Annotated in this window: 16 protein-coding genes; 10 read left to right on the top strand and 6 right to left on the bottom strand. The window is 33.8% G+C overall.

The features are described 5' to 3' along the window. The first annotated feature begins 31 nt into the window (after positions 1 to 31). The 6 genes from pruA (at position 32) to ABXQ82_RS11045 (ending at position 7,726) form a co-directional block, all read left to right on the top strand. Positions 32 to 1,660, top strand: coding sequence for an L-glutamate gamma-semialdehyde dehydrogenase (pruA, locus tag ABXQ82_RS11070; protein WP_367059229.1), 1,629 nt, complete (start codon positions 32 to 34; stop codon positions 1,658 to 1,660). Positions 1,661 to 1,756: 96 nt separating this feature from the next. After that, a complete protein-coding gene (locus ABXQ82_RS11065) occupies positions 1,757 to 3,352 on the top strand; it encodes a T9SS type A sorting domain-containing protein (RefSeq protein ID WP_367059226.1) in 1,596 nt (531 codons plus the stop codon). Between the two features lie 560 nt (positions 3,353 to 3,912). Then, positions 3,913 to 4,260, top strand: coding sequence for a YciI family protein (locus tag ABXQ82_RS11060; protein WP_367059223.1), 348 nt, complete (start codon positions 3,913 to 3,915; stop codon positions 4,258 to 4,260). Further along, positions 4,260 to 5,507, top strand: coding sequence for a sigma-70 family RNA polymerase sigma factor (locus ABXQ82_RS11055; protein ID WP_367059220.1), 1,248 nt, complete (start codon positions 4,260 to 4,262; stop codon positions 5,505 to 5,507). Before ABXQ82_RS11060 ends, ABXQ82_RS11055 begins: the two co-directional genes overlap by 1 nt. Positions 5,508 to 5,623: 116 nt before the next feature. Beyond that, positions 5,624 to 6,577, top strand: a complete 954-nt coding sequence (locus ABXQ82_RS11050; RefSeq protein WP_367059217.1) for a tetratricopeptide repeat protein — start codon at positions 5,624 to 5,626, stop codon at positions 6,575 to 6,577. 171 nt (positions 6,578 to 6,748) lie between these two features. Continuing rightward, on the top strand, positions 6,749 to 7,726 hold the full coding sequence (locus ABXQ82_RS11045) for a tetratricopeptide repeat protein (protein WP_367059214.1): 978 nt from the start codon (positions 6,749 to 6,751) through the stop codon (positions 7,724 to 7,726). A gap of 11 nt (positions 7,727 to 7,737) precedes the next feature. On the opposite strand, the gene rsmG is transcribed toward ABXQ82_RS11045, so the two are convergent. Beyond that, complete coding sequence (rsmG, locus tag ABXQ82_RS11040) at positions 7,738 to 8,367, bottom strand: 16S rRNA (guanine(527)-N(7))-methyltransferase RsmG (protein ID WP_367059211.1); 630 nt, start codon at positions 8,365 to 8,367, stop codon at positions 7,738 to 7,740. Positions 8,368 to 8,502: 135 nt separating this feature from the next. Here rsmG and ABXQ82_RS11035 point away from each other — a divergent pair, with 135 nt between their 5' ends. Both ABXQ82_RS11035 and ABXQ82_RS11030 read left to right on the top strand, forming a co-directional pair. Next, a complete protein-coding gene (locus ABXQ82_RS11035; RefSeq protein WP_367059208.1) occupies positions 8,503 to 9,600 on the top strand; it encodes an acyl-CoA desaturase in 1,098 nt (365 codons plus the stop codon). Positions 9,601 to 9,631: 31 nt separating this feature from the next. After that, the gene (locus tag ABXQ82_RS11030) at positions 9,632 to 10,816 is read left to right on the top strand and encodes a pyridoxal phosphate-dependent aminotransferase (protein WP_367059205.1); all 1,185 of its coding nucleotides are present in this window, start codon (positions 9,632 to 9,634) and stop codon (positions 10,814 to 10,816) included. A gap of 80 nt (positions 10,817 to 10,896) precedes the next feature. Here ABXQ82_RS11030 and ABXQ82_RS11025 read toward each other — a convergent pair whose 3' ends face one another. From ABXQ82_RS11025 to ABXQ82_RS11005, 5 genes are all read right to left on the bottom strand, one after another. Continuing rightward, positions 10,897 to 13,083: a peptidase domain-containing ABC transporter gene (locus ABXQ82_RS11025; RefSeq protein WP_367059202.1), complete on the bottom strand. Its 2,187-nt coding sequence runs from the start codon at positions 13,081 to 13,083 to the stop codon at positions 10,897 to 10,899. A gap of 33 nt (positions 13,084 to 13,116) precedes the next feature. Then, positions 13,117 to 13,641, bottom strand: coding sequence for a redoxin domain-containing protein (locus tag ABXQ82_RS11020; protein ID WP_367059199.1), 525 nt, complete (start codon positions 13,639 to 13,641; stop codon positions 13,117 to 13,119). Positions 13,642 to 13,673: 32 nt separating this feature from the next. Beyond that, positions 13,674 to 14,243, bottom strand: coding sequence for a hypothetical protein (locus tag ABXQ82_RS11015; protein WP_367059196.1), 570 nt, complete (start codon positions 14,241 to 14,243; stop codon positions 13,674 to 13,676). A 150-nt stretch (positions 14,244 to 14,393) separates the two neighbouring features. After that, on the bottom strand, positions 14,394 to 14,585 hold the full coding sequence (locus ABXQ82_RS11010) for a hypothetical protein (RefSeq protein WP_367059193.1): 192 nt from the start codon (positions 14,583 to 14,585) through the stop codon (positions 14,394 to 14,396). A 28-nt stretch (positions 14,586 to 14,613) separates the two neighbouring features. Then, positions 14,614 to 14,865: a hypothetical protein gene (locus ABXQ82_RS11005; RefSeq protein ID WP_367059190.1), complete on the bottom strand. Its 252-nt coding sequence runs from the start codon at positions 14,863 to 14,865 to the stop codon at positions 14,614 to 14,616. Between the two features lie 185 nt (positions 14,866 to 15,050). On the opposite strand from ABXQ82_RS11005, the gene ABXQ82_RS11000 reads away from it, so the two are divergent. Both ABXQ82_RS11000 and ABXQ82_RS10995 read left to right on the top strand, forming a co-directional pair. Then, positions 15,051 to 15,704, top strand: coding sequence for a response regulator (locus tag ABXQ82_RS11000; RefSeq protein WP_367059187.1), 654 nt, complete (start codon positions 15,051 to 15,053; stop codon positions 15,702 to 15,704). A gap of 84 nt (positions 15,705 to 15,788) precedes the next feature. Further along, positions 15,789 to 16,016, top strand: coding sequence for an addiction module protein (locus tag ABXQ82_RS10995; RefSeq protein WP_367059184.1), 228 nt, complete (start codon positions 15,789 to 15,791; stop codon positions 16,014 to 16,016). Positions 16,017 to 16,056 lie beyond the last annotated feature (40 nt).

The raw sequence follows: 16,056 nt of genomic DNA, 5'->3' as shown, positions 1-16,056 counted from the left end.
TTGAAAATATTTTAACAAAAATAAGCAAATCATGGGAAAAGGCTTTTTTAATGCACCTATTGCGGTTAACGAACCTGTTAAATCTTATGCACCTGGATCTCCAGAACGCGATGCAGTTCTTAAAACCTACAAGGAAATGTTCAATAGCACTATTGATGTGCCTCTATATATAAATGGTAAACATGTAGTAACTGGAACTACCAGAAAAATGTCTCCCCCACACGACCATAAACACATCGTTGGCACCTATCACTTAGCTGAACAATCTCATGTAGAAGATGCTATTGCAACTGCGTTGGAAGCAAGAAAAACATGGTCTCAAATACCATGGGAACAACGTGCTGCAATATTTTTAAAAGCTGCGGAACTCATTGCTGGCCCATACCGCGCTAAAATAAATGCTGCAACCATGATTGCACAATCCAAAACCATTCATCAGGCTGAAATTGATGCGGCTTGTGAGTTGATTGATTTTTTACGTTTTAATGTACAGTATATGGCAGATATTTACAACGAACAGCCCGAAAGCACAACTGATACATGGAACCGTATGGAGTATCGTCCGCTTGAAGGATTTACCTATGCGGTAACGCCTTTTAACTTTACGGCAATTGCTGGGAATTTACCAGCTTGTATGGCTTTAATGGGCAATGTTGTGGTGTGGAAACCTAGTGATAGTCAGGTATATTCTGCAAAAGTAATTATGGACGTGTTTGAAGAAGCTGGTGTACCTCCTGGGGTTATAAACGTAGTTTTTGGCGACCCTGAAATGATTACAAATACCGTTTTGGCGAGTCCAGATTTTTCAGGATTACACTTTACAGGCTCTACATTCATATTTAAAGAACTTTGGAAACAAATTGGAAATAACATTCATAATTACAAAACCTACCCAAGAATAGTTGGGGAAACTGGTGGAAAGGATTTTATTGTGGCGCATAAAACGGCAAACCCTAAACAAGTTGCTACCGCTATTGTCCGTGGTGCTTTTGAGTTTCAAGGCCAGAAATGTAGTGCTGCTTCGAGGGCTTATATTCCAAAAAGCATATGGAAGGATGTGAAGAATTTTGTTATTGAAGACATAAACTCTTTTAAAATGGGATCTCCAGAAGATATGGGCAATTTTATTACGGCCGTAATCCATGAAGGTTCTTTTGATAAATTGGCGACATATATTGACCAGGCCAAAAATGATGCTGATGCGGAAATTATTGTTGGCGGCAATTACGATAAAAGCAAAGGCTATTTTATTGAACCGACAGTTATCGTAACTAAAGACCCGAAATACACCACCATGTGTACAGAACTCTTTGGCCCAATAATTACGATTTATATATATGAAGATGACGCTTACGCGGAAACTTTAAAATTGGTTGACGAAACCAGCGAGTACGCATTAACGGGTGCTATTTTGGCAAAAGATAGATTTGCAATTACACAGGCTACTGAAGCATTACAAAATAGTGCAGGTAATTTTTACATCAACGATAAACCAACTGGTGCCGTAGTGGGGCAACAACCTTTTGGTGGCGCAAGAGCTTCTGGAACAAATGATAAAGCGGGAAGTGCGCAAAACTTATTGCGTTGGGTATCGCCTAGATTGATTAAAGAAACGTTTGTGACGCCTGTGGATTATCGGTATCCTTTTTTGGGGGAGTAAACAATCCACAAAACAAGCTCTCAAGGCATAACCAGGCAGAGAATAAAACTAAATTTTTTTTAATATCTTAATATCATCTTTCTAAAAAATTTAATCATGGTAAAAAAATACATTCTTGGGTTACTGTTCTTTCCTATCATCGCTTTTTCGCAACCTGGTACTGAAAGTGCTGTGCTTACAATAAATTCGACACTTACTCACCTAGGCTTTGGTGAGGCTACCGCTCATGCTGGAACTGCTGAATATAAAATATATTACGATAATATTGATGGAGTTTTAGACAAACCCATTTTTATTTTGGACGGTTTTGACCCTGGAGACTCCAGAGGTATTACAACATTATTCAATTCATTTAATAATGCAGGAACAGCAGATAACATTGTAGAAGAAGTTAGAGATGAGGGTTACGATTTAATAATTGTAAATTTTCCATCCTATACAAGTTCTACCGATGGTTCAACTCTAATTGATGGGGGAGCCGATTTTATACAGCGAAATGCTTTTTCTGTAATTGCATTGTTACAACTGATTAATGGCATGACGCCTACAACGAATGAAAATGTTGTGATTGGAGCAAGTATGGGTGGGCTTATAGCTAGATATGCTTTACGCTATATGGAACAAAATAATATGACTCATGACACACGACTGTATATTTCTTTCGACTCGCCACATCAGGGTGCAAATATTCCAATTAGCATACAATATTTATTTAATTATCTGGTAAACGGCCCTCTACCTCAAGCTGCATTTCAATCTGGCTTAGATAATTTAAATAGTGCAGCCGCAAAGCAAATGTTAGTCGATCATTATTTAGCTCATGTTGGTGGTGATGGTGTAACGCAAACAGGTTCTAATCTGCCAAAAGGAGCTCCTGATTTTAGAGACGCATTCCAGTCAGAATTAGACGCCATGGGTTTTCCACAAACCGTTCGTAATGTAGCCATGATAAATGGTAGTGGTCTAGGAGCAACTTCTGGGAGTCCTGGAGCCAATATTATTAATCATACATTTTTTATAGCGCCTGTATCAATTGCCGTTAATCTCAACTTTGCACCAGCTGCTACACAAACCAATATTGCTACCTCTATTAATTTTGGACTTGGTGGTTTTACAGCAAATGCAGAATCCCCATCATTTACAGATGGCGTGGATAGTGCGCCAGGAGGCACCACAGATTTAAGCTCACTTGATGGAGATGGGAGTAACCCGACTCTTAACGAATTTGTTGCTAATTTGAATGAAACAGCATATTGTTTTATTCCTACGGTGAGCAGTTTGGCTATGTCTTCGACTAACAATTGGTATGCGTTACCTGATAATACTACCCCTTTTGCTAACACATATATTCCAGATGTAAATGAAGGACATGTTATGGTTACCAATGGCAATGTGGCTTTTGCTTTGTCTGAAATAAGAGAAGAAAACTTAAGTAATACAGATTTCTTAGCGGAACAAAGAGTTAAACTCAGTCTAAACCCTATTGAGAAATCACTTGTTTTGTTAAATAGATCATCTCAAACACAGGCTAAAATTTCTATTGTCGATATAACCGGAAAGTTAGTATTTCAAAATAATACAGCGCTTCAAGAACACACAACCATTCCTTTAAGTTTATCCTCTGGAGTGTATATCCTTGATGTGAAAGCCGAAAATGTTTCATTATTAAAAACAAAATTAGTGGTGAAATAAAATTTTAATGAGCCCTATAGAAACATAAGTCTTATAATTGAGAAAACTATGAATTTACAAGAGAAACTGTCTTAGTTTTGACAGTCTCTCTTTTTTATTGAATATACATTTGAGTTTGTCAGAAAAATTATCGAAATTCGTTTGACTCTAGATAAAAAATATTGAAACGATTTTTTATCAGTGAAATATGAAACGAACTTCCTAAAAAATCAGTTAAAATTTTCCAATCATTTTCTTTTTCCGCGTTAAGGATTGCAGCGGCATCCTTTTTTAAAGAAAGGAGAGACAAACCTTTATTTAGAACTTTAATTTAACCGATAGCCACGTCCTTCGTCCTCGCTAAGACGCTTAAAAAAGATATAGCGGAAAGCCTGACCCTTGTGGTAACGCCCAACTTCTTTAAATAATTCCTAAAAAACCTGAATTACTAGAAACAGCACAACCCTATCTTTCAAGAAAGAGATTCCTTTTTCCAAAGGAATTTTGATAAATTTGAAAAACCTGTCCCCTTTTCTATTTTGGCAAACGTCTTACAGGTATAAACTTAAAAATATATAATTATGAAAGAATTTATGATGATTTTCTTAAAAGCAGATTACATGGAATTGGGACTTTCTCCTGAAGAATTACAGGAACGCATGGGCAAATGGTTTTCGTGGCACGACAAAATGACCAAAGCAGGAATTGTGAGCCATGGTAATGCGTTAACACCGCAAATTCGCCGTGTTGTTGGAAAAAACCGTACCGTTACCGATTTGACTGCTGCCGAAGTAAAGGAGATTATTGGCGGCTACTACGTTGTGGAGGCGAAAGATTTTGACACCGTACAAAAAATTGCGGAGGATTACCCAGATTATGATTTGGGAGGTATTGTTGAAATTCGTGAAATTATGGTATTCGACCAATAATGGAATCACAGCACATAGACCATCTTTTTCGTTACCATAGCGGAAAGATGGTTTCTGTTTTAACCCGGATTTTTGGACTGAAACATCTTGATATTATTGAAGATGCGGTTCAGGACACCTTTATTAAAGCAAGTTTAAGTTGGCGAACTGAACAACCCGACCATCCTGAAGCGTGGCTAACAAAAGCCGCAAAAAACAGGGTTCTCGATATTTTCAGGAAACTAAAAACAGCACAAAAACACCTTCCAAACATCAATCAAGGTACGCACAGTATTGCTATAAACGATTTGTTTTTGGATACTGAAATTGAGGACGCCCAACTGAGAATGATTTTTACGGCGTGCCACCCAAAACTAGATCCGAGAGACCGGATTTCGTTTGCCTTAAAAACGGTTTCTGGGTTTAGCATAAAGGAAATAGCTTCGGCGTTATTGACCAAAGAGGACACTGTAAAAAAACGTTTGTCCCGTGCTAGAAAGACAATTCAAAATTCAAACATTCAATTTAAAATTCCACAAGGGAAATCACTCGAACCCCGATTAGAGAGCGTTATGGAGGTGCTTTACCTCATCTTCAACGAGGGGTTTCATTCCAATAAAAAAGAAATTTTAATTCAAAAGGAATTGTGCGGCGAAGCGATTAGATTAACGCAAATACTTCTAAAGAATAAAGTAACCAGAACACCTGATGCGTATGCGCTTTGTGCATTAATGTGTTTTCATGCGTCACGAATTGAAAGCAAAACCAACTCTGAAAACGAACTACTGGATTTAAAACACCAAGACCGCAGTACATGGTATTTTCCTTTAATTAAATCAGGCCATACCATGATGCATAAAGCTGTGGAAACCGATGCCTTTTCTTGTTATCATTATGAAGCTGCTATTGCCAATGAACATTTAAAAGCACGAGCTTTTGAGGATACAGATTGGAAAAACATATTACATTGGTACCAATGCCTAAATGCGCTGCGACCCATGCCTTCCCACCTATTGACCATGGCAGTTATTTGCTTGCAGACCAAAGATTATAAACTTGCAATAAGCTACTTGAATCAACTTAAACCTGAGGATTTAGGTCAACGCTGTTATCTTTTTTATGGTGCAAAAGCCGATTATTACGTCGCCATCAATAATAAAAAAAGTGCTCTAGAACACATAGAACTTGCCCTAAAGCATGTGACCAATGATTTAGAAAAAAAGTATCTTCAAAATAAAAAATCTAAAATTATTAGTAAATTAAATTAGTTGCCGTTTCGTCTTTAAAATTTCCTTAGTTTTATGTTTTAATCCATCATGGAATAATTTTTGATATTTGTGTTGTCAAAAACAATACTGAAAAAGGATTAACGTTTAAACATTGCATGAAAAAGACATTACTTATTTTTCTAATGCTTCCCTTGTTAACAATAGGGCAAGCCAATAAATTTGTGAGGCAAGCCTTAAGGCTTTCAAACCCACAGGAACAAATAGAGCTCCTCAATCAGGCTCTTGAAATTGACTCAAAACACCTTGACGCACTATTTTACAGAGGGATTGCAAAATCTAACTTAGAAGATTATGACGGTGCGATTTTAGATTTCACCAAAATTATATTTTTTGAACCCGATGCCGATAGTTATTACAACAGAGGCAACTGTAAATTCAATTTAGGAGATTATGATGGTGCTTTATTTGACTATGAAAAAGCACTTGAGCTAGATCCTGATTTAATTGGTGCCTACTTTAATTTAGGAAATGCTAAATTTCATTTAGAAGATTATAAAGGTGCTATTGAAGATTTCACAAAAGTGATTCGGGTGTTCCCCCAAGACGTGAAGTCTTATACACAAAGAGCTTTAGCGCATATGGAACTTAAAAACTATAAGGAAGCATTCAAAGATTTTGGTGCTTGTATTTTGATACGCCCTGATAGTGAATCTTATTATAACCGTGGTATTTCGCTGTTAGAAATTAATTACTATAAAGAGGCAAAAGTTGATTTTTTAAAAGCTATTGAACTAAATAGAAACAATAGTCCAGCTTATTTTTATTTAGGTGTAAGTCAGTTTTTATTGGGAGAATTCGCAGGAAGTATCAAGAGTTTAACAATTTCCACCGATATAGATGACATGGATTATGATGCGCATATGGGCTTAGCCATGGCATACCATTACGCAAATGATTATAAAAACGCAAAAGCTAAATTTGAAAAAGCTAAAAACATTCTTGCGATAAGCTCTAACGCTAAAGGCATCCATCTATTTAAAGACACTTACTGGTATGTCAACGAAAAGCAATTATTTACGGATATGTTTAAAAAGTTAAGTGCTCTTTAATAACATTTTTCTAAAAAAACCGCCTCCAAACCGCAAAAATCTTCTTAAAATTTAGCCTGAAAAGCAGTTGTTTTGTATCTTTAGATTGCGCACGCTAGTGCTTGAGCAGTTGTTAGATTAATTTAGATGCTCTTTTCCAAAAGAAAGAAACATTCTAGAATTCTTGTTGCTATGAACAAACCAGCTTTTACATATACTCTCATTATTATTTTTTTGATTTTTCCAGTAATTTCTTTTGGACAATCTAAAAAACTAGTTAGAAAAGGGAAAAGACTTGCTGACCCAAACCAGCGGATGACACACTTTACAAAAGCTATTGCATTAGATTCTGAAAATTTAGACGCCTATTTTTACAGAGGTTTAGCCAGAGCAAATTTAGAAGACCATTGGGGTGCTATTTTAGATTTTACTACAATAATTGTTAAAAAACCAGACGCTGACTCCTATTACAATCGAGGCAGCTCAAAATTTATTTTAGGCGATTATAAAGGAGCATACCATGACTATGCAATGGCAATTAGGCTTGATCGTGATTTTTTTCAAGCTTACTTCGACCTGGGAATCACTCTAATTAATTTAGAAAAATATGCTGAGGCATTACAATCATTTCTATTTCTAGCCAACCATTTTCCTAACGATGCGGAAATACAAAATCAAATAGGCTTAACACTTATGGAACTTAAACACTTTAAGTTGGCACTTTTGTTTTTCAACAAAAGCATAAAATTAAACAGAAGTAGCAATACATTTTACAATAGAGGAATGGCCTATTTGGAGATGAAACAGTTTAAAAAAGCATTGACCGATTTTGATAAGGCGATAAGTATAGACAAAACTAATGACGCTGCTCACTTTTATCATGGAATCGCACAACTGTTTTCCAGAAATTACGCAAAGGCTGCTGCAAGTTTTGAAAACACACTTTCTTTTAACGCTTTAGACCATGAAGCTTTGGTTGGTTTATCAATTGCATACTATCACACCAATAAATACGATAAAGCAAAACAATACTTTAGAAAAGCAAAAAACATCTTATGGTCTGAAAGCAACTATCCTATTGATGATGTTTCACTTTTTAATAATACCTCTTGGAATCTTGATCAAAGTAATATAATTCAAGCCTACTTTAATAAGTTAAACACACTCTAAATGAAGTAACCTTATCTTGAAAACTTCATCGGCAAATGCACCAATTTTTTAGTTTCAAAAAAATCTTCTTTATAAAAATCGGTTAGGTTATAAATTGATGCTGTTTTATATCCTTTAAGCTCTTCTGATAAATCGCCACCTTTTAGATATAAGATTCCATTTCTTAAATCGTGATTTTGCTTTTTGGCAATTTTACCTTTTGTCCAATGCACAAAGGTTGGCATTGCTGCAACGGCGCGACTTACTATAAAATCATAAGTCTCTTTGATTTCCTCAACTCGGGTATGTGTTGTTTTAACATTAGCAAGCCCTAAACCTTCGGCAACTTCATTAACCACTTTCAGTTTTTTGGCAATACTATCTACCAGATGAAACGAACATTCAGGAAACATAATTGCCAATGGAATCCCCGGAAAGCCACCTCCTGTTCCAACATCCATAATTTTACTTCCATCTTTAAACGAAACAGCTTTGGATATTGCTAAAGAATGCAATACATGGCGTAAATACAATTCGTCTATATCCTTGCGAGACACCACATTTATTTTCAAATTCCAATCCTTATAAAGCGTTTCTAACTGTTCAAATTTATGAATTTGGTCTTCGGTAAGGTTAGGGAAATACTTTAAAATGAGCTGCATAAATGTTAAATTTTCAACAAAAATATACTTTTCAAACACATAATTTTACAAAAAAATGGTATTACTTCAATTGGTTTATACCTATCTTTGCCGCAGGTATGATCAACTTTATATTAATCATATTAAATTAATAGCATGAGTAAACAAGCACTTTCATTTTCACGAAAAGATCCTGCGAAATTCTTCAAGACACTTAACAAACGTGTAAACAACTATTTTAAAGAGAATAACATAAAGCGTACTGGAAACTGGAAATTATACATCAAAACAGTCGTGATGTTTTCATTATTACTGGTACCTGCAATTTTAATTCTAACCATTAAAGACTTGCCAGGTTGGGCGCAAATTTTAGGGATGGTGGTTGTTGGCATTGGTATGGCAGGTGTTGGGATGAACGTCATGCACGACGCAAACCATGGCTCTTTTTCAAGTAAAAAATGGGTTAACAAATTAATGGGAAGTAGTATTTACATTTTAGCTGGAAACGACTATAACTGGAAAGTTCAACACAATGTATTACACCACACATATACAAATATTCAAGGGCACGACGAGGATATTGATGCCGGTAGAATTATTAGATTTTCAAAACACGCAAAATGGTACAGTTTTCATAAATACCAGAGATTTTACGCATTCTTCCTATACGGGCTTTTAACCGCAAATTGGGCCATAACAACAGATTTTATACAAACTTACAATTATCTTAAAAGAAAATTGGCTTACGGTAAATTACCTCATCCAGCTACACAATGGACAAAGCTTATCATTGGTAAAATCGTGTATTATTCGTTATGGGTGGTACTTCCATTATCATTAGGTTTTGCGTGGTGGCAAGTTTTAATTGGTTTTATAGTGATGCATTATACTGCTGGAATCATTTTAAGTGTGATATTCCAATTAGCACACGTCATGCCTAATACAGAAATGCCTTTACCGGATAAAGAAGGTAATATAAAAAATACTTGGGCAATCCACCAATTATTTACAACCTCTAATTTTTCTCCTAAAAGTTGGCTGGTTGGCTTTTATACTGGCGGATTAAACAGACAGGTAGAACACCATTTGTTTGCAAATATTAGCCATGTTCATTACAGAAAAATAGCTAAAATTGTTAAAGAAACTGCTCAAGAATTCAGTTTACCATATAACGAATACCAGTCGTTTTGGGAAGCTGTTGCCGAACACTACAACCAATTAAAAGTACTGGGACAAAAACCTAGTTTAGCCTAAACTAACATTTACCGATCATATAAAAACTACAATGCAATTACTATCAGATAGAATTTTAAACATGTCCACATCTGCCACATTAGCGATGGGAGCAAAAGCAAGAGAATTAAGAGAAGAAGGCAAAGACATTATAGGTTTAAGCCTTGGAGAACCAGATTTTGACACACCTGATTTTGTGAGAGAAGCTGCTATTCAAGCTATAAATGATGGCTATAACTCTTACACACCAGTTGATGGTTATGGAGAGTTAAAACAAGCTGTTATCAAAAAGTTTAAGCGTGATAATAATTTAACGTATTCACCGTCTCAAATTGTAGTATCTACCGGTGCTAAACAATGTTTGGCTAATGTTGCCGGAGTGATGTTGAATGAAGGCGACGAAGTTATTTTACCTTGTCCGTATTGGGTAAGTTATGCCGATATTGTCAAGCTATATGACGGTGTTCCAGTTGAAGTTGAAACTTCTATTGATACCGATTTTAAAATGACTGCTGAGCAATTAGAGGCTGCTATTACACCAAAGACCAAAATGATGTGGTTTAGTTCACCATGTAACCCAAGTGGTTCTGTTTACAGCAAAGAAGAATTAAAAGCCTTGGTTGCTGTTTTGGTAAAACACCCGAACATTTATGTGGTTTCTGATGAAATTTATGAGCATATCAATTACGGCCAAGGACACGCAAGTATTGCTGAATTTGATGAAATGTATGAGAGAACCATTACAGTAAACGGGGTGTCTAAAGCATTTGCAATGACGGGATGGCGTATTGGATTTATTGGTGCTCCAGAAAAAATTGCAAGAGCTTGTAATAAATTACAGGGACAAATGACAAGTGGTGCTAACTGTATCGCGCAACGTGCCGTAATTACTGCATTAAACGAACCACCATCGAGGGTACAATACATGATTGACGAGTTTAAAGTACGTCGTGATTTGATACTAGATTTAGTAAGTGGCATTGAAGGCTTTAAATCGAATACACCAGATGGTGCTTTTTATATTTTTCCTGATGTTACCCATTTCTTCGGAAAAACATTAAGAGGACAAAAAATAAATAATGCTACGGACTTTTCTTTGTATTTATTAAGTGAAGCTTTAGTAGCAACTGTTACAGGAGATGCTTTTGGAAACCCTAATTGTATTAGAATTTCTTATGCTGCGTCTCAAGACCAAATTATTGAGGCTATAAAACGCATTAAGGAAGTGGTTAGTTAAAATAACTGTTTTTAGGATAGTGTCGGTACTAATAACATATCCAGACCTTTCAGGTTTTAAAACCTGAAAGGTCTTTTTGTTTAACCAACTTCCAAAATCTGATTCCAAAACTCGCTATAAAAATTTTCATTCTGCATTAATTGGTGGTGGTTTCCCGATACTAAAGAAGCACCATTCTCAATAACATAAATTCTATCTGCAATGTGTTTTAATGAATGAAGTCTATGTGAAATAAATATAATGCTCATTTCAGTTTTCAGTTTGTTCAGCAAATTAACAACAAACTGTTCTGTATTTCTATCCATTGCAGAAGTAAATTCATCTAACAGCAACAATTGCGGCCTTTTATAAAGCACACGCATTAGTGCTAATAATTGTTTCTGCCCTCCAGATAAATTAACGCCTTCTTCCCCTAAAATAGTTCCATAACCTTGAGGTAGCGTATCAATAAACTTTTCGAAACCATAATCTTGACAAAACTTAATAATATTTTCTGGTTTGTCTTCTTTTCCTAAAACTATATTATCTACTAGATTCCCATTAAATATAGTGATATCCTGAGGCACTACTCCAATAATATTTCGCCAATCTTTTGTATTAATATCTTGTAAATGACTTTTAGTGTTAATACTAATTTCTCCACTTTCAAAAGTATAAAACTTTTGAATAATTTGACCTAAAGTGCTTTTACCACAACCACTTTCTCCAACTATGGCAATACATTCATTTTTTTGAACTTTTAAATTTATAGATTTCAACAACTGGCTACGTCCAGCAAAACGAAACGATAAATTTGCAATATTTAAGGATGTAAAATCTTCAATACGTTCAGTTCCTATAGATTCTTTTTCTATAGATGCAAATTCATACATTCTATTAAAAGCTACTTTGGCTTCACTAATTGGTATTGATATTAACGCTAAACTTGCAACCGACGGCAGCAAACTTCCTGCAATACCTAAAACAGCCATAAGTTCGCCTAATTGCATTGCGTCATGATAAACCTGAACACTAGTATAAAGTAAAATTCCAATCAAAAAAAGCACACTAAAAACTCCAGAAAAAACAGAAAGTCTAATATTGAGTTTCCCGAGGTTAAATACACTATTCTGGTAATTACCATAAATTAGCTGATTTATAGTTTTAAAAACACTTTGCCTGTTATTGTTTTTTATAGTGGCAATGCCTTGCATAGAGGTAATATAGTTGCTTTCGTTAAGCGCATAATTTTGCATCACTTCTTTTTGGATAACTTTAATAGGGGTATTAAAACTATAAACTAAGAAAAAATAAAAAGGCAAACTAACCAAAGCTATTACACCTGTTTGCCAAGAATAGTAAAATAAAAATATTAATGATATTATAGTTACCAAAATATTTATGATTACGCTACTTACCACCATACTTATAACCCCTTGCACACGTTGCGTATCGTTTAACCTTGCAACTAATTCTCCTATTTTTCGGGTATCAAAAAATAGTTTTGGCAAGTTTAATAATGCTGTGTAAAAATTATCAATAATTCTATTATTAAAATCTTTGGATTGCCGTATTAAAAAATAACTTCTTACTGAGCTAAATAGCACTTTTACTAAAAGTAAAAACGAAACTAAAACTATTCCAGTAATAAGCTTATTAAAATCTTTAGAGGGTAGAATATCATCTATTAACTTTTGCGAAAAAACAGCCATTGCCATTCCTAAAAGCGCAATAGCAATACCTAGCAACACACTAAATGCTAATAATTTATAATCTTCTTTTAGCAAATTTACAAACCATTTCTTTTTATTAGACTTTAAAGTTTGGTCCTTTATAAAATCTTTGTTTGGAGTTAAAGTCAAGCAGGTCTTTGATTTCCAAATGGCTTCTAATTCACTTTTTGTATAGTAGATAATTCCTTTAGATGGATCTCCAATAGTAAATTTGTTATTTTTAAAACCATAACACACTAAATAATGTTGTAAACGTTCGTCTATAACTACATGAATAATAAGAGGTGCTTTATGTTCCATTAAATCTTGAATACCTGCTTCATTGCCTTGTGCAGCAAACCCCAAATTATTAGCGGCTTGATATAAGCCTAAAAGTGTTGTGCCCTGTTTTGTTGTTCCACTTAATTCTCTAAGTTTTTCTAAGGAGTTTGAACCTTCGTAGAATTTAATCACGGATAATAAACATGCTACACCACAATCACTTTGGTCGTGTTGTAATACAAATGTTTTCTCTAGTTGTTTTTGAGAAAGATTAGTTTGGGAATTACGTTTCATAAATAATGTGATGCCGCAGCTGATTCTAAATAACTAGTTGCTCTTTTTAATAAGGTTAATAATAGTTTCAGCTTTTAGTTGTCCTTTATGTTTTTTAATAAGCTCTTGTTTACTATTATAAATTAGAACATAAGGAATAGATGTAGCATCAAATCGACGAGAAAAACTATGAGTTGTATCATTTAAAAATATAATATTTTGTGTGTTTAATAAATTGTATTTTTTAGCAAATGTTTCAATAATCTTAGCCTCTTCAGTAGAAACAAAAAGTAATTGAACGTCTTTAAATTCATCTAAAGACGCATTAATACTCTGCGCTTCGTGTTGGCAATAATCACACTCGGTATTAAAATATATAAAAACTGTTGGTGTATCTGAGGGTAAGTCTGCATTCGAAAAATTTTCATTTTCCAAAGTTTTAAAATTAAAATTAGGAATTGTTTGTAATGTGTTTTCAACATCAGACTTATATTTCATTTTGGTAATTACACCATATACTAAATAGGATGTAAGCCCTAGAACTAAAATTAGGACTGAAATTTTTATTGTTTTTCTCATAATTACTCTTCCTGTGAAAACAGGAATCTATCTTAACTCATATTTAGTGTAAAAAACATAACAGTTACAACCCAAATAACCAAACCAACACCATAGCTGCTCGCTACAATAGTTAGCCCCTTATCTGTATTTTCATTGAATGCTTTACCCAATAAGTAAGCGAGTATTACCCAATAGGCGAACTCAAATAAATTAAGCACTTGTAAAGGGTAAACAAACCAAGGTTGTAAATTATCATAGCCTGTAATATTTATCGCAGACAGGGGATAGAAAGACTGTAAATCTTCTAAAGTGTAATCTTGTTGAAATACATAAAACCAAGTGGTTTTAAAAACTATAACCAATAGAAACACAAATTCTGCTTTTACAACAATATTGAATAAGCTTTTATACTTTATGTCTTTGTTAAAAAAAAAGGAACCTGCATCCAAGATTGCTGCTATCACACTTAATTTCAATAAGAGCAACAAGGGTATAGTTAAATACCCTAACCACTTCCAAGTGTTTCTTATTTCTATTATTTCCAGTACTTCCTTAGAAGTTAAATACTCATAAGCTGAAATTTCTATCAAACCATCAATGTTGAGTATTGCTTTAGACATGATACTGAACAATATGGACAAAATAACAAGTATAAAAAACTGAAAAAAAATATTTTTAAAATGAAGATTATTCAATAATTGGATCTAATATAATTAATAAGACGTAAAAATTCAGTTGTATTTTACGTCTTATAATAATTAACAATTAATTTAGTTTGTAGAGCTTTTTTTACTAAAAGACATTAAAAACATTCCTATAATTATTAAAAGATGCATTACTACATCAAATTTTTTATAAAAATTAGAAATAGATATTTTTTCATCTAAATTAAATCTAGCAATTAAAAGACCTAGTAGCAAAAAGCCAATTAACTGTAATATAATTTTTCCTTTGTAACTCATAATAAAATTATTAGTTTGTACCTGAAACTTATAAACGATAGTTCTCTACTTCACCTTGATAAATAGATTTCTTTTCTGAAGAAAGCATATAGGCACAATGTCCTAAAGACCCACCTACACCAAATGCACTAATCATCATCCCGCCCCAAGCTAAAGACCCCACTCCTGCTGTTGTTGTAGTGATTGCTATTCCTAATCCAACCAAACCAATAGTACCAGCAATACAACTCCAATCTCCACCTTCTACATCTTCCATCTGTTTTAAACCCAATGTTTTCATAAAATTAAAATTTTTAAATTAAATGTCTACTCTTTTTTTAGGATTTTCGACATATTCCTTATTTATTTTACAAATCAACGGCTTTTTTTAACGTGTTCATTGTGGTTTTTCCACATATTTGTAAGAAATAAAACAATTAAAAAAAAAAAAAACCTACATTTGAACAACCGTAATAATTGAACTTAATGCCTACAAACAGAATAAACCTACTTATTATTGAAGATTGTCCTTTTACTTGCCAAGGTTACAAACACCTTTTAGAAAACAGCTTAAGCACGCCGCTACACATCACTTTTGCCAATAATTGTGATACCGCTGTACAACATATAAAATCTAAAACGTATGAATTAATAGTGCTGGATTTACAACTCCCTATTTCTAAAAACGAACACTATTTGTGCGGCGAAGATTTAGGACTTTTAATACGTAACACACAAAAGGACACCAAAATAATTGTATCAACTAATATCTCTGAAGGATTTAGAATTAACAGTATTATAGATGAATTAAACCCAGAAGGATTTATTATTAAAGCTAAATCAGATCCAAAAGATTTAAAGAAAGTAATAGAACTCGTACTAGAAGGTCATAAATATTTTTGTAAATCTGTAGAGGAATATACCCAACACACCTCTAAAAATATTACCATAGATGATTTCGATAGGCAGATTTTATACCATTTGTCTATGGGTGTAAAAACTAAAGACCTTTGCAAGCACATCACCTTATCCCATCGTACTATAGAGGTTAGAAAAGCAAAACTAAAATCGCTTTTAAATATTAATAATGCTAAACATTTTAGTCTTGTAAAAGAAGCTAAGAAATTGGGATTTATATAAGCACTAAACTAGAAATAAAAAAGAGAGCGTACACACTATAGAAATCACTTAATTTTACTAAATTAGGTCAACAATATACCCGTTATGGACATACAAGCTGAAAAAATTGAATTGGTTAAATTACTACTTGAAACCCAAAAAGAGTCTGTAATTAACAAAATTAAGCTGCTTCTTAAAAGTGAAAATGAAGATTTTGATGTTACAGAAGCTCAAAAGGAAGAACTAGATAATAGATTAGCTAGAATGGAAAAAGGAGATACTAAGTTTTATTCTTGGGAACGAGTTGAGCAAAATCTGAAACAAGCTTTATGACTTATACTGTTCTAGTTTCTGTGATGAAAGTATATTTTGA

This window comes from Algibacter sp. 2305UL17-15 (assembly GCF_040720935.1).
GTDB lineage: Bacteria > Bacteroidota > Bacteroidia > Flavobacteriales > Flavobacteriaceae > Jejuia.
This window is presented reverse-complemented; position numbering and strand designations above follow the sequence as displayed.

What these genes read in the sequence shown, in the direction of transcription:
- ABXQ82_RS11035 (WP_367059208.1), top strand. Translation starts at nt 8,503, where the DNA reads ATGAGTAAACAAGCACTTTCATTTTCACGAAAAGATCCTGCGAAATTC.
- ABXQ82_RS11030 (WP_367059205.1), top strand. Translation starts at nt 9,632, where the DNA reads ATGCAATTACTATCAGATAGAATTTTAAACATGTCCACATCTGCCACA.
- ABXQ82_RS10995 (WP_367059184.1), top strand. Translation starts at nt 15,789, where the DNA reads ATGGACATACAAGCTGAAAAAATTGAATTGGTTAAATTACTACTTGAA.
- ABXQ82_RS11010 (WP_367059193.1), bottom strand. Translation starts at nt 14,585, where the DNA reads ATGAGTTACAAAGGAAAAATTATATTACAGTTAATTGGCTTTTTGCTA.
- ABXQ82_RS11000 (WP_367059187.1), top strand. Translation starts at nt 15,051, where the DNA reads ATGCCTACAAACAGAATAAACCTACTTATTATTGAAGATTGTCCTTTT.
- ABXQ82_RS11065 (WP_367059226.1), top strand. Translation starts at nt 1,757, where the DNA reads ATGGTAAAAAAATACATTCTTGGGTTACTGTTCTTTCCTATCATCGCT.
- ABXQ82_RS11045 (WP_367059214.1), top strand. Translation starts at nt 6,749, where the DNA reads ATGAACAAACCAGCTTTTACATATACTCTCATTATTATTTTTTTGATT.
- ABXQ82_RS11050 (WP_367059217.1), top strand. Translation starts at nt 5,624, where the DNA reads ATGAAAAAGACATTACTTATTTTTCTAATGCTTCCCTTGTTAACAATA.
- pruA (WP_367059229.1), top strand. Translation starts at nt 32, where the DNA reads ATGGGAAAAGGCTTTTTTAATGCACCTATTGCGGTTAACGAACCTGTT.
- ABXQ82_RS11060 (WP_367059223.1), top strand. Translation starts at nt 3,913, where the DNA reads ATGAAAGAATTTATGATGATTTTCTTAAAAGCAGATTACATGGAATTG.
- rsmG (WP_367059211.1), bottom strand. Translation starts at nt 8,367, where the DNA reads ATGCAGCTCATTTTAAAGTATTTCCCTAACCTTACCGAAGACCAAATT.
- ABXQ82_RS11005 (WP_367059190.1), bottom strand. Translation starts at nt 14,865, where the DNA reads ATGAAAACATTGGGTTTAAAACAGATGGAAGATGTAGAAGGTGGAGAT.
- ABXQ82_RS11025 (WP_367059202.1), bottom strand. Translation starts at nt 13,083, where the DNA reads ATGAAACGTAATTCCCAAACTAATCTTTCTCAAAAACAACTAGAGAAA.
- ABXQ82_RS11015 (WP_367059196.1), bottom strand. Translation starts at nt 14,243, where the DNA reads ATGTCTAAAGCAATACTCAACATTGATGGTTTGATAGAAATTTCAGCT.
- ABXQ82_RS11055 (WP_367059220.1), top strand. Translation starts at nt 4,260, where the DNA reads ATGGAATCACAGCACATAGACCATCTTTTTCGTTACCATAGCGGAAAG.
- ABXQ82_RS11020 (WP_367059199.1), bottom strand. Translation starts at nt 13,641, where the DNA reads ATGAGAAAAACAATAAAAATTTCAGTCCTAATTTTAGTTCTAGGGCTT.